Source organism: Cohnella yongneupensis, from assembly GCF_042655785.1.
GTDB lineage: Bacteria > Bacillota > Bacilli > Paenibacillales > Paenibacillaceae > Cohnella > Cohnella yongneupensis.
In genome coordinates, this window is sequence record NZ_JBHSNC010000056.1 from 64,535 (window position 1) to 87,425 (window position 22,891).

Consider the following 22,891-nt stretch of genomic DNA (forward strand, 5'->3'; position numbering starts at 1 on the left):
GAGATAGGTAGTCTAAGTATAGAAAAAATCATAAGTGTTGAATATACAAAATTCTGTATCTTTCGAGGTAAAATGAAAAAATTCGACATTCGCAAAATCAGGTTTCGCAAAGTTACCGTCGACCAATTAAGCGACAGAATGTTACTGCTTAATTTGTACATGACGCAGGCGCTTACTTTTATTATCGGATTAATCGTCGTATTATTGCAGGGTAGAAACGTAATTCGTTTATTCGAACTTCCGCGAACGTGGGAATTTGCCCTTTGGGGCGGAGGTCTCGCGATTGCGGTAATGATCGTGAATCTCGGCATCTCGCGCTTCGTGCCGGATGAGGCGCAAGACGACGGTGGCATTAACGAACGCATGTTTCGCGGGCGCCCGATTTGGCATATCGCGATTCTTTCGTTCATTATAGGCATCTGCGAAGAGCTGCTGTTCAGAGGAGCCGTCCAACATGCGTTCGGAGCCTACTGGACGAGCATATTGTTCGCTGCGATCCATGTTCGCTACTTGCGCCATTGGGTGCCTACGGGTCTCGTGTTCTCGATCAGTTACGGCTTAGGCTGGACGATGACGCACACCGGAACGATTTGGACGCCGATCGTGGCGCATTTTTTAATCGATTTCGTGATGGGATCCATCATTCGATTGCGGAGGGAGAAAGCATGAGCGAGAACGAGGACAAATCTTCAGTTTGGCAAACGTATGTCGAAGCCAAGAAACATGCGGCAAGCGATAGCAAGCAGACCGGGGACAAGCTGACGATCGCGGAGCTCGAAGCCGCCATCGCGGAGGAAGCCGCGCTGTCCGGCTTGTCGGAGACGGGCATGCCTCCCCGCGCGGTCATTCATCTCCCGAAGCGCAGCCAGCTTTCGCGATGGTTCTACTTGACGCTCGTCATATTGTTCACGCTTCTCGTAGCCGGACTGTTCTGGTGGGGACGCAAAGCGCATGGGGGATAAATAGAAGAAAGGCCGCTGCAATCGTCATGGGATGACGGTTACGGCGGCCTTTGTCGTGTTACTTAGTCGGATCGATCGCGTTCGGATCGACGAAGGAATAGCCTTTTTGTTCGAGCTGCGTTAGCAGGTTATCAAGCGTTTCCCCGGTCCAAGGAAGCTCGTGCATCAGGATATTGCTGCCCTCGTGCAGTTGATCCATGACGTTGTCGATAACCGCTTGCGGGCGTTTCTCGAGCTTGATCTTGCTCATGTCCCAATCGAGCGAGCCGTTGGACCAAGTCATATAGAGAAGGCCGTAATCTTTCGCGATCTGATGAACGCTGTCGTTGCCGGAAGCGAAGGGCGGACGGAAGAAAATCGGCGTTTTGCCGGTTACTTCCTTGACGATATCCTGGACTTTGCCGATTTGCTCTTTGACTTTCTCGGGCTTCTCTTTGCCAAGCTCGATATGATCCCAGGAATGGTTGCCGATGACTTGGCCCCGCTCGTCGATTTCTTTGAGCAATTCCGGGTGCGCCTTCACGCGGTAGCCGTTAACGAAAAAGATCGCTTTCGCATGATGCTTATCGAGCGTATCCAGGAGCGGTTTTAACGTCGCTTCTTCCTTCGGGCCGTCGTCGAACGTTAGCAGGGCCACTTTGCTCGGCGTCTTGTCCTTGTCGATCGGCACGATACGATACGCTTTGGTCATGCGGTATGTGAGAGCGACCGTCTGCTCTTCGGGCGAAGCGGACGGAGACGGCGATGGACTGGGTTGTTCGGTAGCGATGGCGCTGGGCTCGGGTGTCGTTACGGGAGCCTGGGTGCTTTGCGCCGGCTCTGCCGGAATCGTAGACGTTACGGCAGGAGAAGGAGTGGAAGATGCGTTCGGCGTGTTCGTGCCGTTGCCGCATGCGGCGAGACTTAACATCAGTACCGCCGAGCTTGCGGCTATCATTGTACGTTTCATGGTGTAATTCCTCCACATCCTATGCTTTATCCGCTCGATTGTATCATAATTCCCCATCGTTCGACATAAGCCTGCTTCCTTAATTTGCGGGGCATGACCTAGCGACAAGCGGTCACAATAAAAGCATCAAGGAGGTGGGCAGATGAAAATCGGGACTTTCGTGATGGGCGGATTGGCGGGCGCCGCAATCGTAATGATGATTCAACGCAACCAGATGATGTCCGCGGTCGCGGCCAGCATGGGACAAAACATGAAAAGCCGGATGAACGACATGAAGGACGAGATGATCGGGAAAGCGCTGAATATGAAATTCGGCGGCAGCGCCAAACGTTCATCGTCATCGTCGAATCACTCGGAACACGCTTTCGACGAGGATAACGAAGACTTGAGCAAAGTAAGCCTTTTGGCTTCCAAAGACCCTAAAGTGACCGAACAGATTAACGCGATTCTCGAGCAAAACGGCCAAGACCGCATTTGATTTTTTAAGCATAAGCAAGCAGCTCGGCACCGTTCCCAGCATGGGAAACGGTGCCGTTTTTTTGTTTATTGAGGGTTTTCCCTAGTGCATTTCGATGGGAGAAGTGATAACATGTTACCAAGTAACTTTCATTCACGTATTATATGCTTATTCATAAGCTGTTATCACCCACAGAAGGAGGATCCTGTCATGAGGATGGAGCGGCTGAGCCAAGACAAAATTCGTATATTTCTCACGTTCGATGATTTATCGGAGCGCGGGATCCAGAAAGAAGACATGTGGCGAGAAATTCCGAAAGTCCACGAGCTGTTCAGCGAGATGATGGATCAGGCTTATAGCGAGCTTGGTTTCGATGCATCCGGACCGCTTGCCGTCGAAGTATTCGGGATGCCGGCACAAGGCATGGTCGTCATCGTAACGCGCGGAAAGCTCGAACGCGAATCGGGTGCGCAGACCGAAGACGAAGAAGAAGTATACGAACTCGAAGTGACGCTTGAGCAAAGCGAAGCCATAATATATCGATTCAGGGATATCGAAGATGCTATCGGCGCGGCGAAGACGCTTGCAAGCCGATTCACCGAGGAAGGCCGGATGTATCGATACCAGAATCACTGGATACTCGCGTTCGACCCTGCAGGGCTCGAAAGCTCGGGCTACCACGCCCTGATCGCAGTGTTGGCCGAGTATGGCGAAGCAACGTCGGTAACGCCGGCCGTTCTTGAAGAATACGGCAAGGTGATTATCGCCTCGAACGCCATTCAAGTCCTAGCGACGACTTTCGTTGATTAATGTTTCCATAATTTAAAAGAACATTTTGCGAAAAGTGGCACCTTTCGCAAAATGTTCTTTTTTTATCCCCCTCGTATTGCTGTTATAATGGGAGGAAGAAAAGGAGGGAGAACGGAACATGCTATTAGTCTCGGTACTCGCCGCGGCGATTGCGCCGGGCATCGCGTTGCTCGCGTATTTCTATTGGAAAGACCGCTACGACGCCGAGCCGTTGCCGATGATCGTGAAGCTGTTCTTGACCGGCGCGCTGATCGTTCTCCCGATCATGATCGTGCAACGCGGCTTAACGATGATGTGGGGGGAATCCCCGTTCACGTTTTCCTTTGTCATATCAGCCGGAGTCGAAGAGTTTTTCAAGTGGTTCGTCCTTTATCATATTATTTTTAATCATACCGAATTCGACGAGCCCTATGACGGGATCGTGTATGCGGTGGCCGTCTCGCTAGGTTTCGCTACGCTGGAGAACGTATTGTATGCGTTCCTTCAGCCCGCGACGTTCCATACGTTAATGATCCGCGCGTTGCTGCCGGTGTCGGGTCACGCACTATTCGGCGTATTCATGGGCTATTCGCTCGGACGGGCTAAGTTCTCGACCGGTCGCAAAGTTCGGTTGCATTTGTGGCTTGCCTTGTTGTTGCCTTTGCTCTGGCACGGCATTTACGATTATTTGATGATGTCCGTCTCGCAAACTTGGATTTGGCTAGTTGTGCCATTTATGTTCCTGCTTTGGTTCGGCAGCATCCGTCACGTCAATCGCGCGAACGCTATCTCGCCTTTCAGGCTATTAAAGCGGGAAGAAGAGATTAAATCGTAACGAATCCGTCCATACTGTCTGGAAGATTCCGATTGCACAGTGGGGGAGAAGCATGCTGTCACAGCGGGTTAAAGTCATTATTCGATGCAACAAATGCAACGAAAAATTTATTTTGCGCGGACGCAAGGAACGCGGGCGGGTCGATACCGGCTTTCGGATGTGCATCTGCAGCAACGCGGACGATTTGATGATCGAGGAGGAAAATTTATAACCGCATTATACGGAGCGGTGGTTGGGTTTTCCACGGAACGCGAATAAAGCAGATGCCTTCTTCCCAAACTAACGGCAACCGCAAGATTGGGAATGAAAGGGGTCGGCTTTTGCATGTATAGACGTTTAAGTTCAATTTTGTTTCCGATCGCAGTGATCGTTCTGATCGGTTCGATCGTCTGGGGTTACCAGGAGCATCAAGAGAAGAATGCGATACTCATCAAGGCGGAAAATCAGTATCAGCGCGCGTTCCATGACCTGAACCACCATATGGACCGTCTGTACGACGAGCTAGGCCAGACGCTAGCCGTATCCGCGACGTCGCAAGGCATGCAGCGCAAAGGACTAGTGAATGTATGGCGGCTCACGAGCCAAGCGCAAAACGAGATCAATCAGCTTCCGCTTGCATTGCTGCCGTTCAATAAGGCGGAGCAGTTCCTCTCGAGAATCAATAACTTCGCGTATCAGACAGCGGTCAGGGATTTGACGAAACAACCGCTAACCCAGCAAGAGCTCAAAATGATGAAAAGTTTATATACGGCGGCCGGCACGGTGAATAAAGAGCTCGGTACCATACAAGAGGCGGTCATTTCCGATCATTTGCGCTGGATGGACGTCGAAATCGCGATGGCGAGCGAAAATACGCCCCACGACAACACGATTATCGACGGCTTCAAAGCGATGGACAAGCAGATGGGCGAATATCCGGAGAACGAATGGGGGCCGTCGGCGCTCTCGACCGATCGCATAAGATCTGCCAAAGGCTTGCAGGGCAAGGACATGACGGCGGAGCAAATCAAGAAGAAGGCGCTCGATTTCCTTGGGGCCAGCGGAGCGGGCAAAGAGCCTAAAGTAACGGAAGCCGGCAGCAAAACGGATTTGCCGGCATACTCGGTTACGATAGCCGGCACCGGGGGATCGACCACCGAGCTGGATTATACGCGTAAGGGCGGCAACCTGCTCTGGTACTTGAACTCGCGAGCCGTCAAAAGCCGTAAGCTGAATTTCGATACGGCGCGTAATAAGGCTTCTCAGTTTTTGCTGCGCCACGATTACAAGTCGATGACGCCCGTTACTTACGACGAATACGATCATGTCGCGGTGTTCACGTTCGTGAAGGCGATCGACAACGTGCGCTTTTACCCGGACAAAGTCACCGTTCGCGTCGCGCTCGACAACGGTGAAGTCGTTGGCTTACAGGCTTCGGACCACGTCTTCGCGCCTAAGTTGCTAACGCCGGGCAAGCCGAAGGTGACGAAGGAACAAGCGCAAAAAGGTCTGAATCCGGACTTCAGAATTCAAGAATACAGACAAGCCGTCATCGAGAACGACATGCAAAAGCTCGTGCTGTGCCACGAATTCATCGGGAAGATCAACGATAGAAATTACCGCATCTTCATGAACGCGGATAACGGAACCGAAGAGACGATCGAAGAAATACCGGACGGCGCGAAGCCGATCTACAAATAACAGGAAAGGGACTGCCCTGACGAACGACGAGGGGCAGTCCCTCTTTCCATACCCAACCTGTCTCAGCCATGCTATAATAGGGCGGTAACATTTACCGATCCATAAGCTGCTGTTGGAGGGTTGCGGGTGCTTCCGAAAATCAATCAGACGATGTACATACAGCCGGTCTCGGAACAAGAGGGAGCTCAACCGATCACGTTGCGTTCGCGCGTAGCGGATCTGAACGCGAGCAACATCTTTATCGAAGTTCCGCTCGACGAGAAAAGCAGACGTTATTACCGCGCACAGCAAGGCGAGACGCTGCAGCTTTATTTTTTCACCGCCGAAGGGGTCAAGCACTTATTCCAGACGCAAGTGACCGGATTCCGTAAAGACGGCGTTAATCTCGTCTCGATTCGCAAGCCGGAACTCGACGAGATAACGAAGGATCAACGACGCAGCTTCCTTCGCGTAGAAGCGAATTTGGAGCTGGCCGTCAAGATCGGCGACAAAATGCGGTTCGTCGCGATTACCGAGGATGTCGGCGGCGGAGGCGTATCGTTCATTTGCGAACGCAGATGGCCGATCGTCCCGAATATGGTAGTCAATTGCTGGCTACTATTGAGTTATAAGGGCGGATCGATCGCGCATGCAGGATTCGACGGCGAAGTCGTAAGGGTTATGCCGGTCGAACCGGACAGGCATCTGGTTATGATGCGGTTCAAGGAGATCGTCGACTCGGATCAGCAAAAAATTATTCGTTATTGCTTCGAACGCCAGTTGGACAAGCGCAAAGAGTAGCCGGGAGCGGCTAGCCTTCGCTGCCTACTGGCTTAGAAAGCCGGGAGGAACAAGTGAAGCAGTCGCATAACGGCAATCCGGAGCCCGATTTTTCGGCTTGGTCGGATCGAATCGAGCGTTATTTACGAAGAGGCATTTTGATTTTGGCGATCCTTCTCTGTCTGTCTCAGCTCGTGCTGCAGTTTCCAGCCGTACGCTACTGGATGACGACGACGGACGAATCGGAAGGCGTGCCGTTTCCGGGCATCGCGCCTTAATTCGCATAGGCTTGTTTTTGCATCTCCATTTTCGCTGTGGTATAATTTTCTCAATCGCAGCAGGCTGAGCCTGCCTATTTTTTCTTTGGGCTTGTGTTTGTGTCGCGTGTAGGAGGCCGGTTGTTCGCATATGAATCACGAAGCAGCTAGAATCAATATCGCCATCGACGGACCGGCGGGAGCGGGGAAGAGCACCGTTGCCAGAATGGTCGCCCGCGATCTTGCGTACATCTACGTCGATACCGGTGCAATGTACCGCGCGGTAACGCTTAAGGCGATCGAAGCCGGACTATCCATGGATGACGACGTTAGCGTCGGCAAGCTGGCACGCGAGCTAGATATCGTGTTGCTTCCCGGCAAGGAAGCGCAGCTCGTGCTCGTTAACGGTCAAGACGTGAGTCCGCTTCTAAGAACGTTAGACATCAATCGCAACGTTTCCTACATAGCCAGACTCGTGAGCGTAAGGAAGCAGATGGCCGATCTGCAGCGTCGCATGGCTATGGCCAAAGGCGTCGTCATGGACGGTCGCGATATCGGTACGCACGTGTTGCCGGATGCGGAGCTTAAAGTGTTCCTCACCGCTACTCCGAGAGAACGGGCAACCCGCAGATATCGGGAGCTCGGCGACAATCCCGGCATTACGCTGGACCAATTGGAGCGAGAAATCGCGGAGCGCGACAGATTGGATCAGGAAAGAGAGATAGCCCCCCTCCTTCGGGCGCAGGACGCGCGATTAATCGACTCTACGGGTCGATCGATAGACGAGGTTGCCGAAGAAATCGTACAATGGGGACTTGCCATTGCAAGAACCATTTCGATGGAGGAGAAGTAAATTATGTTATATCGGATTTGCAGGGCTATCGTCCGGGTTCTGTGCTGGTTGTTGTTCCGGCTGGAAGCGCGAGGAATCAAGAACATCCCGCTAGACGGACCGGTCGTACTCTGCAGCAACCATAAGAGCGTGCTCGATCCTATCACCTTGGGAGCTTGGGTGCCTCGCAAAGTACATTATATGGCCAAAGCCGAATTGTTCAACGTCCCGTTGCTCGGCCGGCTGATCCGCTCGTTAGGCGCGTTTCCGGTTAAGCGCGGCGGGGTAAGCAAGGAAGCGATTCGGACGGCGATTACGCTGCTCGAAGAAGGCAAAGTGATGGGCATCTTCCCCGAAGGCACCCGCAACGAGAACGTCGGAATGGGTAAGCGCGGCGCGGTAACGATGGCGGTTCGCGCAAGGGCGCAAGTCGTCCCGGTCGCTATCGTCGGCAAATACAAGATTTTCAGGAAGATGACCGCGATCTACGGAGCCCCGATCGATATGGCGCCTTTCGCCGAACAAGGCACGTCGGAGAGCATGGAAGTGGCGACCGAGCTCATCATGTCTCGCATCCGCGAGATGGTCGAGACGCGGCAACCGGCATCCTAGCACTCATACATGCATGTTTCGCGTGACAATCCCTCATACTATAGGTATTATTTGGTTCTCATGTTTAAGGATAAAGTTGATTTAAGCACCGCAAGCGCGGGTTTAAATAAAGTTGGGGTAGAATTGAGGAGGTAATTTTCATGTCTGAAGAAATTAACGTCCAGGAAACGGCAGCCGCTGAACCAGCGGCTCAAGACGCATTGGAAAATCTCGTGACCTTGAAGAAAGGGGACACCGTCAAAGGTACGGTCGTCAAAATCGAGGATAACCAAGCTTACGTTAGCCTTGGGTATAAATACGACGGAGTCATTCCGCTTCGCGAATTGTCGTCCGTGAACTTGGAGAATGCTTCCGATGCCGTTATGATCGGCCAAGAAGTAGAAGCTAAGATCGTCAGCATCAACGACGCGAAAGAATCGCTCGTCTTGTCCAAACGTCAAATCGACAGCCCGCGCGCATGGGACGAACTTCAAGCTAAGTTCGATAGCGGCGCGGCGTTCGAAGTCGTCGTAACCGACGTCGTCAAAGGCGGTTTGGTCGCTGACGTAGGCGTTCGCGGATTCATTCCGGCTTCGATGGTCGAGCGTCATTTCGTCGAGGATTTCGCGGGTTACAAAGGCCGTACGCTTCGCGTTAAGGTCAAAGAAATCGACCGCGAGAACAACAAAGTCATCCTGTCCGCGAAAGACGTTCTGGATGCCGACTACGAAGCGAATAAGCAACAAATCATGGGCAACCTGCAACCGGGTTCCGTCCTCGAAGGTACCGTTCAGCGCCTGACGCCGTTCGGCGCGTTCGTGGATATCGGCGGCATCGATGGCCTTGTACACGTATCCGAAATGGCTTGGCAACACGTTGCGCATCCTAGCGATGTCGTGGCTGAAGGTCAAAGCGTTAAAGTTAAAGTGCTGAAGGTTGATCCATCCCTCGGCAAAATTTCGCTGAGCATCAAAGCGGCTCAACCAGGCCCTTGGGAATCGGCTTCCGGCCAATTCAAAATCGGCGAAATCGTAACGGGCGTAGTCAAACGTCTCGTGAGCTTCGGCGCATTCGTCGAAATCGCTCCGGGTGTAGAAGGACTCGTTCACATTTCCCAAATCGCGCATCGCCACATCGCGACGCCTTTCGAAGTGCTGAAGGAAGGGCAAGAAGTTAAAGCGAAAGTGCTTGACTTCAACCCTGCCGAGAAGCGCGTATCGCTCTCCATTAAAGAGACCGAAGAAGCGCCTGCTCGTCCTGAACGCGAAGAACGCGACTCACGCGATTCGCGCGGACCTCGTGGTCCTCGCGCGCCGAGAGAAGAGTCGAATCTTCCTCCGGTCGAGAACATGAGCTTCAACCTCGGCGAGAAATTCGGCGACAAGCTTAGCAAATTCAAGTAAGCAGAATAGCACATCTGGGGACCGCGGGAGAGCAATCTTCCGCGGTCTATTTCGTTAGAATGGAAAGAAGAGAAAATTTACGTAGGCGTCTTTCATTCCGGAATCGAACCGGAACGATGGACGCCTTTTTGTCGTTGAGGCGACACCGCTGGAACTGCGCGTGCAAGGACGTTTTTGTGCCGCGATTGTTGTTTCCGCGCAAGTTCCATCGATTAGTGGACATTAAGGGCATGGTTTCCTTTCGCTCCGGCACATACTAAGGACAAGGAGGTGGGAGAATGTCGCCCGTATTCGGAGCGGTGATCTTATGGCTGGCGACCGTCATCCTATGGTGGAGCGGCTGGAAAGAGGAAGCTGCCGATGGCATTCCGCATCGCGCCGTGGCGATTTTCCTGTCGGGTTGGCCGCTGTTCATGGGGTGGAGCTTACCGCTAACTTCATCCGTATCGCTTCATGGTGCTTGGGTATGGACGCTTGCGCTGATTTTCGCGGTAGCCTGGAAAATGGAAGCGTCTTGGAGGTGGACGTCTGTCTCCGCGGGCCTATTGTTCGGATCGATCTACTTGCTGTTGCATCGCCTATCGTACTTTCCGTTCGATTGGTCGCAGATTGCCGCTCCTTGGGGAGCGGCGATCTTGATCGGCGGGCTGGCGGCGATTTTGCTGCGCGATGCGCCCGCGCAATTGCTCTCGTTATCCGTAGCCATAGCGATTAGCGAAAGCGTGACCGCCATCGTCGTCGGCCACGCCGGAGCGGTCGTATCCGGCCACTCGCTCGAATGGATGCGAAATTGGTGGATTGCGGTGCTGTTCGCTAGGTTATGTGCCGCAATCATGCAAATGTTTGCTCGGGTTAAACGCCATCGCGAGCAAAGAATCGGCTGGAGAAGAGGAGGGGAACGTTCTTGAACCTTAGCTGGGACTGGTTTACGCAACATAAAGATTTGACCGGCGTAATCATGGGGACGGCTTTCGGAATGACGGCGAGACTGCTCATGCTCCGCAGCGATTACCGGCAATATCCGGCATACCCGCACGGCAGAATTATCCATATTGCGCTAGGACTGATCGCCAGTGCGCTTGGCGCTGTTTCGGTGCCCGCATTGTACGACAAGGATTATGCGGCTTTCACGTTCCTTGCGCTTGCCGCGCAGCAATTCCGCGAGGTTCGCAATATGGAGCGGAACACGCTGAACGCCATCGATCATTACGAGCTTGTCCCCCGTGGCGCCGCTTACATAGAAGGAATCGCTGTCGTGTTCGAAGGGCGCAACTACTTGTCGATATTCGCAGCGTTTCTCGTCAGCTTGTCCGTCATGATGTTCTCATGGTGGGGCGGGCTGATCGCAGGGGCGCTGACGATCCTAGTCGTGTTACGTTTCATGCGAGGAACGACGATCGCCCATATCGCGACAGTCGAGCGCGCGGAAGTCCGCTTGGACGGTCCTAACCTCTACGTGGGGGACGTGTACATTATGAACGTAGGCTTGGACGAAAACCGGGACATCATTCGGGAAGAAGGAATGGGGTTCATTCTCACGCCGAAAAACGACGACGCGCGCGTTACGCTCGCCAACCTGGGACAGCGGCAAGCGATTTTACACGACGTCTCGACACGTCTCGGCGTCTATCGAGATGACGGAGACCCCGCGCTTTTGCCGATCGGCAAGCTCGGTCTTCGAAGCGGAAAGCTTGGTTTGCTCGTGTTGCCTCGGGAGAAGGACACGGACAAAGCTTATAAAGCCGTAAGTGGCGTGCCTTTGCTGGAAGCGGCCGTGAGAATGCCCACGGAGGCGAACCGCAAGAGCACGGAGGGCAACGCCCATGGCTAATATCGTAGGCGTAATTACGACGAAACAAGGAAGCGTAGCCGGCGGGGCGCCGATCTTCATCGCGGAAGATCGCGAAGATTTGCAGCGCATTTCCCACCTGCTCGAGAAAGTATTGGATTGCGCCGCGCACGAGGTGCACGAAGATCTTTTCATAATCGTTAATCGAAAATCTTGAGAAAGTTAGCCAATCTATCGAATTTTTGTTATGATGAAGGTTGTGAGTGTTTTTAACTGAGGAGTGAATTTTTATGGCACGACCCGTTATCGCCATCGTAGGCAGACCTAACGTAGGCAAGTCTACGATTTTTAACCGGATTATTGGCGACCGGCTTGCCATTGTCGAAGATAAGCCGGGCGTCACGCGCGACCGCATCTACGGCATTGGCGAATGGATCGGACGCAATTTCAGCGTCATAGATACCGGAGGCATCGAAATCGAAGGAGAAGACAGCCTGCTGCGTTCGATCAGAATGCAGGCCGAGCTCGCTATCGAAGAAGCCGATGTGATCATATTCATGGTGGATGCCAAAGCCGGCATCACGAACGCGGACGAGGAAGTCGCGCAAATATTGTTCCGTTCGGGCAAACCCGTCGTATTAGGCGTGAACAAAGTCGACAACCTGCAACGCATGGACGATATTTACGAGTTTTACTCGCTCGGCTTCGGCGATCCCGTCGCGCTTTCCGGATCGCATGGCACAGGCATCGGGGATTTGCTCGACGCCGCCGTGCACAAGCTTCCTCCGACGGTGGAAGACGAATACGAGGATGATGTAATCAAAGTCGCATTGATCGGCCGGCCTAACGTAGGCAAGTCGTCGCTCGTCAACGCGATTCTCGGCGAAGAGAGAGTCATCGTCAGCGAAGTCGCCGGCACGACCCGCGACGCTATCGATACCCCGTTCGAAAAAGACGGCCAGAAGTATGTTTTGATCGATACCGCGGGCATGCGCAAACGCGGCAAAGTGTACGAGTCTACCGAGAAGTACAGCGTCATGCGGTCGATGAAAGCGATCGAACGCGCCGACGTCGTTCTCGTCGTCATCAACGGCGAGGAAGGCATCATCGAGCAGGATAAGCACATCGCAGGTTACGCGCACGAGAACGGCAAAGCTGCCATTTTCGTCGTCAACAAATGGGACGTCGTCGAGAAAGACGACAAGACGATGCAGCGGTTCACCACGAACATCCGCGATCACTTCCTGTTCATGACGTACGCTCCGATCGTGTTCTTGTCCGCGAAGACGAAGCAGCGGCTTAACAAGCTGTTCCCGGTCATCGATCGCGTTGCCGAGCAGCATTCGATGCGCGTACCTACGCACGTGCTTAACGACATTATTTCCGATGCGGTAGCTATGACGCCTCCGCCTACGGACAAAGGCAAACGTCTGCGGGTCAACTACGTGACGCAAGTGGCCGTCAAGCCGCCGACGATCCTTATTTTCGTTAACGAGCCTGAATTGATGCATTTCTCTTACGAACGGTATTTGGAGAACAAAATTCGCGCCGCATTTGCTTTCGAAGGCACGCCGTTAAGATTGTTCTCGCGCCGGAAGTCGGATCAGGAATAGGGGAGACCGGATTGTTCACATCTATCGTCGCTATCGTACTCGGTTATTTGTTAGGTTCGATTTCGTTCAGCATTTTGTTCGCCCTGTGGTTGAAGAAGATCGACATTCGTCAGTACGGCAGCGGTAACGCTGGCGCGACGAACACGCTTCGGGTGCTCGGTAAAGGGCCGGCGCTCTGCGTGTTCCTGCTCGATTTCGCCAAAGGCTCCTTAGCCGTAGGGATCGGATATTGGCTAGGCAACGATAACAATTGGATTCCGGTCATTTGCGGCTTAGCCGCGATCGCAGGACACAATTGGCCGATTTTCTTCCGCTTCAAAGGCGGCAAAGGCATTGCGACTACAGTAGGCGCTCTCGCGATATGGGGCTTTGTGCCGACGTTGATCGCCGGATTGACGGCGATCGCCATTATCGCGCTTTCCCGTTATGTATCGCTTGGCTCGTTAGTGCTGGCGGTGTTGTTGCCCGTACTGTTCGCCGTCTTCGGCAAAGACGCTCCTTTCGTATGGGGCGCTTCGTTCGTAGGCGCGATCGCCATTCTGCGTCACCGGAAGAACATCGTCAAGCTAATGAATGGAACAGAGAACAAGCTGGGCAGCGGCAAGAAAGGTGTGCGTCATGGTGCATAGGAAAGTTGCCGTTCTCGTAGCCGGAAGCTGGGGGACGGCTTTGGCGCGCGTGCTTGCGGATAACGGCTGTTCGGTCGCATTGTGGACAAGGAACGAAGCTCAGGCTATCGAGATAAACGAGCATCGCCGTAATTCGAAATATTTGCCCGGAGCTGAGCTTCCGCCCGGCATTCGCGCGACTACGGATATCGCCGAAGCCGTTAAGGATGCGGAAGCGGCATTGTTCGTCGCTCCGTCGGCAGCTATGAGGGACGTTGCAAAACTCGTAGCGCCGCATTTGCACAAAGACGCGCTCGTCATTCATGCGACCAAAGGCTTCGAGACGGAGACGTTAAAGCGCATGTCCGTCGTCATTGCCGAGGAACTGGGCCGTAGCGAGAGCTGCATCGTCGCTCTGTCGGGACCGAGCCACGCGGAAGAAGTTATCGTACGTCAGCCGACGACCGTCGTCGTTGCCGCGCAAGACTTATCTTGCGCCGAAGCCGCTCAGGATTTGTTCATGAACGACGCGTACTTTCGCGTCTATACGAACCCGGATCTGATCGGCGTAGAGACGGCCGGCGCGATCAAGAACATAATCGCTTTGGGCGCCGGCTTGTCGGACGGACTCGGCTTCGGCGATAACGCCAAAGCCGCGCTCGTCACGCGCGGTTTGGCGGAGATCGCGCGCCTTGGCGCCGCGATAGGCGCCAATCCGCTCACGTTCGCAGGGCTTGCCGGCGTCGGCGATCTGATCGGCACGTGCACGAGCAAGCATAGCCGCAATTGGCGCGCGGGCTCGATGTTGGCGCAAGGGCTTCCGTTATCGGAAGTGTTGGAGCGCATGGGCATGGTCGTCGAAGGCGTTCGCACGACGAAAGCGGGGCATATTCTCGCGGAACGTCATGGCGTCGAGATGCCGATCACGAGCCAGTTGTACGCCGTGCTGTTCGAAGGCAAAGAACCCGGGAAAGCCGTCGGCGCGCTTATGGGTCGCGAACGGACGCACGAGATCGAAGAGATCGCGTCGGCTTCGCGAACGAAATGGCTTAGGTAAGTTAAGTTTTCGTAGCGGCAAGATCGAAGCTTTCCATACGGCCTACCGGGAGCAAAGTGCCCACACTTCTCGCTCCTCCTCTTCATAGGATACATAGCGAAATCCTGGAGGAGGGGAAGAATGGACAAGAAAGATCTTTTAGGCGCGGTCAACAAAAAAACCGGCAAAAACATTTCCGAAAACCAAATCAAGAAAATTGCAGGCGGAGTGAACGCGGGTACGCTTCAGAACGAGGCGCAAATCCGCCAGTTGATCAAGCAAGTGTCGACGATGGCCAAAGTTCCGGTATCCGAGGAGACGGTCAAGGAAATCGTGAACGCCGTCAAACGCAGCGGCATGAATATGAACAATCTTGAGTCGTTAGTTAAAATGATGATCAAGAAGTAACGGGCTTCCCCGTCAATAGGCGAAGAACCGCTCAACGTGAGCGGTTTTTTTGTTGATTTTCATGAACCTGTATTTTCCAATTTCCGTAAAAATGCACCTATTCCGATTAAAAACAGACATGCTACGGTAAGCGCTTCCAAGGTATCATTAAAGGGAACGAACTATGCGGAAGGTGGGAAAATGAAGAAGAAGCTAGCCGTCCTATTTACGTTCGTCGTGATCGTCGTGTTCATTATGGTATTCCAGCCCACGATTGGAAAGGTTCACGCCGCGACCGTTCCCATCTCTCTCGAGGTGAACGGATCATTCGCCTTAGGACCGAATGGAGCTCCCGAAGGATGGATGCAGGACGCGTATTTGCAGGATGAAGGAGTTAGCAGCTTTAGAATAGAGCCGGACGGCGGTCCCGAAGGCGAACGCTATTTGCGCATCGAGAGTCGCTCGCCGAACGACGCGCGTTGGATCCGCAGAGTAGCCGTTGTGCCGGACACGTTTTACAGGCTGTATGCTTTCGTTCGGGGCGAAGCCGGGATCGAGGGAGCGACGGGCGCGAACTTGTCCGTGCTTGGGATAACCGAGACTTCGCAAGATGCTTTGCATACGAACGGCGAGTGGAGCGAACTCGAATTAATCGGCAAGACCGGTACCGAACAACATGAAGTTACCGTGGCATTGAGATTAGGCGGGTATGGCTCGCTGAACTCGGGCTTCGCGGACTTTGGCGGTTTTGGCATGGAAACGCTCGGGTCCGTGCCGCCGGAAAATGCGGCGTGGGTTTCCTTCGATGCGCAAGATCTTGCACAATCCGCTAGCGTCGTTAAGGAAACGCCAAGCAAGGTGAGCGATATAGGTTTCTCCGTAACCGCGTGGTTGCTTGCGGCATGCTGGTTAGCGATAGGCGCCTTTTACGTTCGCTCTCCGGAATGGCCCTTGCGAGAAAGATGGCGCGCAGATGACCTCATTCTTCGAAGGCTCGCATGGCTTGCAATAGGAGCCGCCTTACTGCTTCGTCTGGCAATGGCACCGCAGCTAAAGGGATATCCGATCGACATGTTGGATTTCGGAGCGTGGGCGGACCGCGCCTATCAAGGCGGGTTAGGTTCGTTTTTCGACGCCGGGCAGTTCGCGGATTATCCGCCGGGATACATCTACATGTTGTACGCGATCGGCATGCTTCGTGACCTACTCGGACTGACTACCGATATTCCCGCCTCATGGTTGCTCATTAAACTGCCTGGTATACTGGCGGACATCGCGCTAGCGATCGTGCTCATGCGAGAAGCAAGGGCGCGAATGGGAGCATCCGCCGGTCTAATGGTCGCGACGCTCATGGCTGCAAATCCGATGCTGCTGGTCGCGTCGACGCTATGGGGGCAAATCGACTCCATCTTCACTTTGTTCGTCGTCCTTTGCGTCATCGCCTTGGCGAAGGGACGAACGACTTCCGCCGCGGCATGGCTCGCGGTCGCGATTTTAATCAAACCTCAAGCGCTTGTCTTCGTACCGCTCGCGGCGATCGTGCTATGGGGAATTCGTAAGCCTAGGGTATGGTTATACGCCGCGGCGACCGCGATCGCAACGACTGCCGTCATCGTTCTGCCTTTCGATGAGCTACGTACCCCCGCCGGATTATGGGACCATTATCGCGAAATGTTCACCAGCTATCCCTACGCTTCCCTTAACGCGGCGAACCTGTACGGATTGTTCGGCTTGAATGCCGCCTCGGACGGACATTGGATAGGACCGATGACCGTCAGCGCTTGGAGCAACGTCTTGACCGTCGGCATCGTCGTCTACGCGGCCTTGTTATATAAGCGATTTCGTGCCGCAGGGAAAGAGCAGGAAGGCATCGCGTACGTCGCTTTATTAACCGGGTTGCTCGTATTTACGCTCCGCAGCGGCATGCACGAGAGATACGGCTATACCGCGGCCGTGCTCGCTCTGCTCGTCTGCATCTTCGTGCCATCTCGGAAAATGCGCCTGATCGCCGCCGGATTGACGCTTGTCGAATTTGCGAATATTGCTTACGTATTGCGAGGCGGCTTGCGCGAAGTTTACTATATTACGCCGGGCGATTGGTTGTTCCGCGCGCTTTCGTTGCTGGAAGTCGCTATAGCCGGCTGGATCGCGTTCGAAGGCTGGCGAATGACTCAACCGATACCGTTAGTTACAAGCATCGATAACGTTAAAAAACAGTCCAAAAGGCATCAAACGTTATCCGCGAACCAAGCAAGAAAGAAGTCGGGAAATCGTCCGAACGTTCTTGCGAAGAAGGCGCAGTCTCAACAGGAGGCTGACCCCAAGCTTGAGCGCAAGCTAACGCGGAGGGACGCGCTGATTCTCGTTCCCATGACGATCGCGTACGCGGTTATCGGCATAATGGGCATTGGAACGTTATCCGCGCCGAATACCGCATGGAAGCCCGCGACGTCCGATCAAGCGCAACTGAACTTCGCTAAGGTCGAACATATCGCGGAAGTCATGGTATATGCCGGCATCGGCAACGGTTCGGCGCAGCTCGAGCAGACGACGGACGGCATGACTTGGAAGCCGGCAGCAACGCTCTCGGCGACGGACGCGACGGTGTTCCAATGGCAGCGGTTGCCCGTAGCTATCGAGGCAACAGGTATCCGGATTACGGTCGCGGGCATGCCCGTCTTGTACGAGATCGGGTTGCGCGGAACGGATGGCAGGCTGATCATTCCTATATCGAAAGACGTTACGGCGCTTTTCGATGAGCAAGGCACGGTTCCGGATAAGCCTTCTTATACAAACTCTATGTACTTCGACGAGATTTACCACGCCAGAACCGCCTACGAAACGCTTCATGGCATCGAGCCTTTTGAGACGACGCATCCTCCGCTAGGTAAGTTAATCATTTCCGCCGGCATTTCTATATTCGGCATGAATCCGTTCGGATGGCGGATTATGGGAGCATTGTTCGGCATCACCATGATTCCGTTGCTGTACGTGCTTGCCAAACGAATATTCGGCCATACCGGATTCGCAACGTTATCCGCTCTGTTGCTCGCGTTCGACTTCCTCCACTTCACGCAATCCCGCATCGCGACCGTCGACGTATTTGCTGTCGCATTCATCCTCCTCGCTTACTTATGCACCTACGAATATTACCGCTTAGCCGTCATTGCAAAGGCATCGATGGCTCGTTCGCTCGTACCTCTTGGATTCGCCGCATTATCGATCGGCATGGCGTCCGCTTGCAAATGGATCGGTCTATACGCGGCAGTCGGCATCGCCGTCATTCTGTTATTCATCTGGAGATCGCCTGGGTTTCCGCGTGGTCGCATCCTTTCGACGCTCATATGGGTGGCAGCGTTGTTTACCGTTCTGCCGGTGCTCGTCTACGTCGCCAGTTACATTCCTTTTCTGCGGCTCCCTGACCCCGGTCACGATCTGTCGGCAATGTTGGCTTATCAAAAGCACATGTTCGATTACCATAGCGGATTAGTCGCGACGCATCCTTTTGCATCAAGTTGGTGGGAATGGCCGCTCATTCGCAAGCCGGTATGGTACTACGCCGGTCAGACGGACGGCGACGGCACGGTTTCCAGCATCGCGGCGATGGGCAATCCGGCGGTCTGGTGGGCCGGGGCGGCTGCGGCCGTCTATCTGACGATGCGATTCAGCAAAGAAAAGAGTATGTCGCTAGCCTTCGTTTTAATCGGGTTAGGCGCGCAGTTTTTGCCATGGGTATTCGTTACGAGACTAACTTTTATTTATCATTTTTACGCGAGCGTTCCGTTCCTCATCTTGTGCGTCGTATGGGCGGTTAGACGTCTTGTTCAAGGTCGGTCCGAAGCAAGGCGATGGATGTACGGCTATGCGGCGGCATCCGGCGTTCTGTTCGCGATGTTTTACCCGATTTTGTCGGGTGCTTCCGTGAATCGTTCGTACGTGGTTCATGCATTGAAATGGTTTCCCGGATGGATCTTCAACCTTTAAGGGAGGTGGTCGATCGCAATAAGCTCTCGCTAGCGGCCCAGGCAAGGTCACTCGTCGCTCAATCCACAATTTAAAGGAGGATTATGGTTGTGAGGAAAAAAACAAGGTTGTTGTTGCTGGCTTTCATCCTGCTCGTCGCGCAAATTCCGCTCTTTGCGTCGGTAGCGTCGGCGGATTCGAATCTAGCGCTCGGCAAGCCGGTCACGGCTTCCGGCTACGCGGACGTATACGCCCCGGGCAGGGCGACGGACGGAGACGCCTCGACGTATTGGGAGAGCGTCAACAACGCTTTCCCGCAATGGATTCGGGTAGATCTCGGGTCTGCGTCGAACGTTAATCAGATCGTGCTGAAGCTGCCAAACTCGGCATCTTGGGCAACGCGTTCGCAGACGATCGCCATCGCGGGCAGCACGAACGATTCGACGTATACGAACATCGTCGGAGCCGCGAGTTACACGTTCAACCCGGCATCGGCGAATACGGTTACGATTCCGGTAACCGCATCGAACGTAAGGTACGTCAAGCTTACGTTCACCGCCAATACCGGTTGGTCGGCTGGTCAACTATCGGAATTTCAAGTGATCGGCAATCCGGTATCTCAGCCCGTTAGCGGTACCTACGAAGCCGAGTCCGCCGCATTGTCCGCCGGAGCTAAGGTGAACACGGACCATACGGGATATACGGGCACCGGATTCGTCGACGGATACTGGACACAAGGGGCGACGACGCAATTTACCGTGAACGTCGCGACGGCAGGTGCTTATTCGGCGACGTTGAAGTATGGGAACGCCTCCGGCGGTGCCAAGACGGTAAGCGTGTACGTGAACGGCGTGAAAATCAAATCAACTTCGCTGCCGAATTTGGCTAACTGGGATACATGGGGCACCGTCGCCGAGACGGTGACGCTGAACGCAGGCAATAATACGATTACTTATAAATACGACGCCGGAGATTCCGGCAACATCAACATTGATAATGTAACTATCGCAAGCGCGCCGAATCCAACCCCGACACCAACGCCGACACCAACGCCAACGCCAACGCCAACACCAACACCAACACCAACGCCAACACCAACACCAACACCAACACCAACACCAACACCAACACCAACACCAACACCAACACCAACACCAACACCGACACCGACACCAACGCCAACGCCAGGGTCGAACTTAGCGATCGGCAAGACGATCACGGCGACATCGTCGACGTTTACGTTCGTCGCGACGAACGCGAACGACAATAACACGGCGACGTATTGGGAAGGCGGCGGCCAACCGAGCAGTATTACGGTCGACTTGGGCGCGAACGTGAATTTGTCCAACGTTACGCTGAAGCTGAACCCGGATAGCATCTGGGCAACGCGCACGCAAACGATTCAAGTGCTCGGCAGGGAGCAATCCTCCGGCACTTTCACGAACCTCGTCTCCGCGGCGACGTATACGTTTAATCCGGCAACGGGCAATAGCGTTTCGATCCCGGTAAGCGGAACGGTACGCGAAGTAAGGCTCACGATCTCTTCGAACTCGGGAGCGCCGGGCGGCCAAGTCGCGGAATTCCAAGTGTTCGGAACGGCTGCGCCGAACCCTGATCTAATGGTGACGAGCGCGACATGGGCTCCGGCATCGCCTATCGAGACGAGCGCGATCACGTTGACCGCTAATGTCAGCAATAGCGGCACGGCCGCATCGGCCGCATCGACGGTTAACTTTTATCTTGGGACATCGCTTGTTGGATCCGCTCCGGTCGGCGCGCTTGCCGCTGGCGCATCCGCTAACGTATCCGCGAATATCGGTGCGAAAGACGCTGCGAGCTATGCGGTTACCGCTAAGGTCGACGAGACGAACGCGATCGTCGAGCTGAACGAGTCGAACAATAGCTACACGAATCCGGCATCGCTAGTCGTTACGCCGGTACAGAGCTCTGACTTGATCGGCACGGTTTCGTGGACGCCGAGCAATCCATCGGCGGGTAATTCCGTAGCCTTCACCGTCAACCTCAAAAACCAAGGCAACATCGCTTCCGCCGCAGGCGCGCACGGCGTAACTGTCTTGCTCAAGAACGCCGCGGGCGCAACGATTCAAACGTTCAACGGTTCGTATAGCGGCGCATTGGCCGCGGGAGCTTCCGTCAACGTAAGCGTTGGAACTTGGACGGCAGTTAACGGCAGCTATACGGTAACGACTACGGTCGCGACGGACGCGAACGAAGTCGCGATCAAACAAGCGAACAACGCCAATACGACAAGCTTATACTCGGGGCGCGGAGCGAATATGCCGTTTACCGTCCTGGAGGCCGAGTCGGTTTCTAATACGACGAACGGCACGAAATTGGTTCCGAACTTCATTCCGGGAGATTTTGCGGGCGAAGCCTCCGGACGTTCCTCCGTCTATCTCGATGCGACGGGAGAGTACGTAGAGTTTACGCTCACATCTCCGGCTAACGCATTCGTGCTTCGGAACGCCGTGGCGGAAAATACGACCGGCACCGTGAGTATTTACGCGAACGGCGTAGACAAGGGCAACTTCACGGTAACGTCCAAGTTCTCGTACTTGTACGCGACGCCTACGACGCTCGGACGTCTCGGTTACGACAACTCCGGTTCGAAAGCTTACTGGCTCTATGAGGACGCCCAATTGATGCTGGATCAGGTGTATCCGGTCGGTACGAAAATCAAAATTCAGAAAGACGCGGGAGACGTATCTTGGATCTATGTCGACATGATCGAGACGGAAAACGTCGCTCCTGCCGCGACTAACCCTGATCCGAGCAAATACGTAGAGGTTTCGGCTACGAAATCGATCGATCAGGCGCTTAACGAGTTTAGGCAAGACGCGACGAAGAAAGGGATTTTCATCCCTGCGGGTACATGGACCATCAACTCGAAAATATTCATCTACGGACGCGCGACGGAAATTATCGGCGCCGGCCCATGGTGGACGAAGCTGACGGCTCCTCAAGACCAATCCAATTCGGACGTCGGCTTCAACATCGCTTCGACCGCCAACGGTTCCACGATTAAAGACTTGTCCGCATGGGGCAACTACATTTACCGCGTGGACGGTCCGGGCAAATTCATCGACGGCAACGGCATGCAGAACGTAACGATCCAGAACATTTGGGCCGAGCACTTCATTTGCTTGTATTGGGGAGTCGGCGCATCTAACAATACGTTCAGAAACAACCGGATCAAAAACACGTTCGCGGACGGAATCAACATGACCAACGGCTCCAACAACAACGTGATCGACAACAACTATGCTAGAGCTACCGGCGACGATTCGTTTGCGGAGTTCAGCGCGATCGATGCCGGCGGTTCCTATAACGTAGGCAACCAGTTCACGAATCTAACCGCCGTCTGCGTAAGACGCGCAGCCGGATTCGCGGCGTACGGCGGCTCGAACAATCTGTTCCAAAACCTTTACGGGGCGGATACGTTAACTTATCCGGGACTCACGATCAGCAGCTTGAGCTTCGGTTACAACACGCTCGGCTTCGGCGACGTGGACACGGTATTCGACGGCATTACGTTAGACCGCACGGGCGGAGATTTCTGGACCAGCGTCGGCGCGGACGACAAGATCAACGACTACCAAAACTTCGGAGCCATCTGGATTTTCGGAGGCGACAGAGTGCTCAAGAACATTCTGGTGAAAAACGTGGACATTAATAACCCGGTCTACTTCGGATTAATGTTGCAGTCGAAATCGCCGGAAAATCTCGCCATGTCGAACATTCGCTTCGAGAACATCAACATCAACAATCCGACCCGATACGGCATCAAGCTTGTCGTCAGCGCGGAGCAAGGGCAAGGGCCTGTCGTCGGCTCGGCAACCTTCACGAACGTGAAAGTCAATAACCCGGGCGTCTCGGCGATTTACGGCGTGAGCGGAAGCCCGAACTTTACGGTCATCAAAGGCGCGGGCAACAACTGGTAAGCGATTGAAACAACAAAAA

Annotated in this window: 22 protein-coding genes; 21 read left to right on the top strand and 1 reads right to left on the bottom strand. The window is 54.2% G+C overall.

The window, feature by feature from the left end; all coding sequences use genetic code 11:
- The first annotated feature begins 72 nt into the window (after positions 1 to 72).
- Positions 73 to 669, top strand: coding sequence for a CPBP family intramembrane glutamic endopeptidase (locus tag ACFPQ4_RS20030; RefSeq protein WP_378113678.1), 597 nt, complete (start codon positions 73 to 75; stop codon positions 667 to 669).
- Positions 666 to 962: a hypothetical protein gene (locus ACFPQ4_RS20035; protein WP_378113679.1), complete on the top strand. Its 297-nt coding sequence runs from the start codon at positions 666 to 668 to the stop codon at positions 960 to 962. The genes ACFPQ4_RS20030 and ACFPQ4_RS20035 overlap by 4 nt, the downstream gene beginning before the upstream one ends.
- 58 nt (positions 963 to 1,020) lie before the next feature.
- Here ACFPQ4_RS20035 and ACFPQ4_RS20040 read toward each other — a convergent pair whose 3' ends face one another.
- Positions 1,021 to 1,911, bottom strand: a complete 891-nt coding sequence (locus ACFPQ4_RS20040; protein ID WP_378113680.1) for a polysaccharide deacetylase family protein — start codon at positions 1,909 to 1,911, stop codon at positions 1,021 to 1,023.
- Between the two features lie 142 nt (positions 1,912 to 2,053).
- On the opposite strand from ACFPQ4_RS20040, the gene ACFPQ4_RS20045 reads away from it, so the two are divergent.
- From ACFPQ4_RS20045 to ACFPQ4_RS20135, 19 genes are all read left to right on the top strand, one after another.
- Positions 2,054 to 2,389 carry a hypothetical protein gene (locus tag ACFPQ4_RS20045; protein ID WP_378113681.1) on the top strand — a complete coding sequence of 112 codons (336 nt, stop codon included), beginning with the start codon at positions 2,054 to 2,056 and terminating at the stop codon, positions 2,387 to 2,389.
- Positions 2,390 to 2,578: 189 nt separating this feature from the next.
- On the top strand, positions 2,579 to 3,178 hold the full coding sequence (locus tag ACFPQ4_RS20050; RefSeq protein WP_378113682.1) for a genetic competence negative regulator: 600 nt from the start codon (positions 2,579 to 2,581) through the stop codon (positions 3,176 to 3,178).
- Between the two features lie 118 nt (positions 3,179 to 3,296).
- The gene (gene prsW, locus ACFPQ4_RS20055; protein ID WP_378113683.1) at positions 3,297 to 3,992 is read left to right on the top strand and encodes a glutamic-type intramembrane protease PrsW; all 696 of its coding nucleotides are present in this window, start codon (positions 3,297 to 3,299) and stop codon (positions 3,990 to 3,992) included.
- A 52-nt stretch (positions 3,993 to 4,044) separates the two neighbouring features.
- Complete coding sequence (locus tag ACFPQ4_RS20060; RefSeq protein ID WP_378113684.1) at positions 4,045 to 4,203, top strand: hypothetical protein; 159 nt, start codon at positions 4,045 to 4,047, stop codon at positions 4,201 to 4,203.
- Between the two features lie 113 nt (positions 4,204 to 4,316).
- The gene (gene ypeB, locus ACFPQ4_RS20065; RefSeq protein WP_378113685.1) at positions 4,317 to 5,672 is read left to right on the top strand and encodes a germination protein YpeB; all 1,356 of its coding nucleotides are present in this window, start codon (positions 4,317 to 4,319) and stop codon (positions 5,670 to 5,672) included.
- A gap of 126 nt (positions 5,673 to 5,798) precedes the next feature.
- Positions 5,799 to 6,452 (top strand): flagellar brake protein, encoded by a 654-nt coding sequence (locus ACFPQ4_RS20070; protein WP_378113686.1) that lies wholly within the window; start codon positions 5,799 to 5,801, stop codon positions 6,450 to 6,452.
- Between the two features lie 53 nt (positions 6,453 to 6,505).
- Positions 6,506 to 6,709, top strand: coding sequence for a hypothetical protein (locus tag ACFPQ4_RS20075; RefSeq protein WP_378113687.1), 204 nt, complete (start codon positions 6,506 to 6,508; stop codon positions 6,707 to 6,709).
- 130 nt (positions 6,710 to 6,839) lie between these two features.
- Positions 6,840 to 7,541, top strand: coding sequence for a (d)CMP kinase (gene cmk, locus ACFPQ4_RS20080; RefSeq protein ID WP_378113688.1), 702 nt, complete (start codon positions 6,840 to 6,842; stop codon positions 7,539 to 7,541).
- A gap of 3 nt (positions 7,542 to 7,544) precedes the next feature.
- Positions 7,545 to 8,132 carry a lysophospholipid acyltransferase family protein gene (locus ACFPQ4_RS20085; RefSeq protein ID WP_378113689.1) on the top strand — a complete coding sequence of 196 codons (588 nt, stop codon included), beginning with the start codon at positions 7,545 to 7,547 and terminating at the stop codon, positions 8,130 to 8,132.
- Positions 8,133 to 8,272: 140 nt separating this feature from the next.
- A complete protein-coding gene (rpsA, locus tag ACFPQ4_RS20090; protein WP_378113690.1) occupies positions 8,273 to 9,514 on the top strand; it encodes a 30S ribosomal protein S1 in 1,242 nt (413 codons plus the stop codon).
- Positions 9,515 to 9,792: 278 nt separating this feature from the next.
- A complete protein-coding gene (locus tag ACFPQ4_RS20095; protein ID WP_378113691.1) occupies positions 9,793 to 10,422 on the top strand; it encodes a hypothetical protein in 630 nt (209 codons plus the stop codon).
- Between the two features lie 50 nt (positions 10,423 to 10,472).
- Entirely contained in the window at positions 10,473 to 11,345 is an 873-nt protein-coding gene (locus ACFPQ4_RS20100) for a YIEGIA family protein (RefSeq protein ID WP_378113929.1), read from the top strand.
- Entirely contained in the window at positions 11,338 to 11,520 is a 183-nt protein-coding gene (locus ACFPQ4_RS20105) for a capping complex subunit for YIEGIA (protein WP_378113692.1), read from the top strand. Before ACFPQ4_RS20100 ends, ACFPQ4_RS20105 begins: the two co-directional genes overlap by 8 nt.
- Positions 11,521 to 11,593: 73 nt before the next feature.
- On the top strand, positions 11,594 to 12,916 hold the full coding sequence (gene der / locus ACFPQ4_RS20110; protein ID WP_378113693.1) for a ribosome biogenesis GTPase Der: 1,323 nt from the start codon (positions 11,594 to 11,596) through the stop codon (positions 12,914 to 12,916).
- An 11-nt stretch (positions 12,917 to 12,927) separates the two neighbouring features.
- Entirely contained in the window at positions 12,928 to 13,545 is a 618-nt protein-coding gene (gene plsY, locus ACFPQ4_RS20115) for a glycerol-3-phosphate 1-O-acyltransferase PlsY (RefSeq protein ID WP_378113694.1), read from the top strand.
- A complete protein-coding gene (locus tag ACFPQ4_RS20120) occupies positions 13,535 to 14,581 on the top strand; it encodes an NAD(P)H-dependent glycerol-3-phosphate dehydrogenase (protein WP_378113695.1) in 1,047 nt (348 codons plus the stop codon). Before plsY ends, ACFPQ4_RS20120 begins: the two co-directional genes overlap by 11 nt.
- A 120-nt stretch (positions 14,582 to 14,701) precedes the next feature.
- Complete coding sequence (locus tag ACFPQ4_RS20125) at positions 14,702 to 14,968, top strand: stage VI sporulation protein F (protein WP_378113696.1); 267 nt, start codon at positions 14,702 to 14,704, stop codon at positions 14,966 to 14,968.
- A 180-nt stretch (positions 14,969 to 15,148) separates the two neighbouring features.
- Positions 15,149 to 18,931 carry a phospholipid carrier-dependent glycosyltransferase gene (locus ACFPQ4_RS20130; protein WP_378113697.1) on the top strand — a complete coding sequence of 1,261 codons (3,783 nt, stop codon included), beginning with the start codon at positions 15,149 to 15,151 and terminating at the stop codon, positions 18,929 to 18,931.
- A gap of 89 nt (positions 18,932 to 19,020) precedes the next feature.
- Positions 19,021 to 22,872 carry a CARDB domain-containing protein gene (locus tag ACFPQ4_RS20135; RefSeq protein ID WP_378113698.1) on the top strand — a complete coding sequence of 1,284 codons (3,852 nt, stop codon included), beginning with the start codon at positions 19,021 to 19,023 and terminating at the stop codon, positions 22,870 to 22,872.
- Positions 22,873 to 22,891 lie beyond the last annotated feature (19 nt).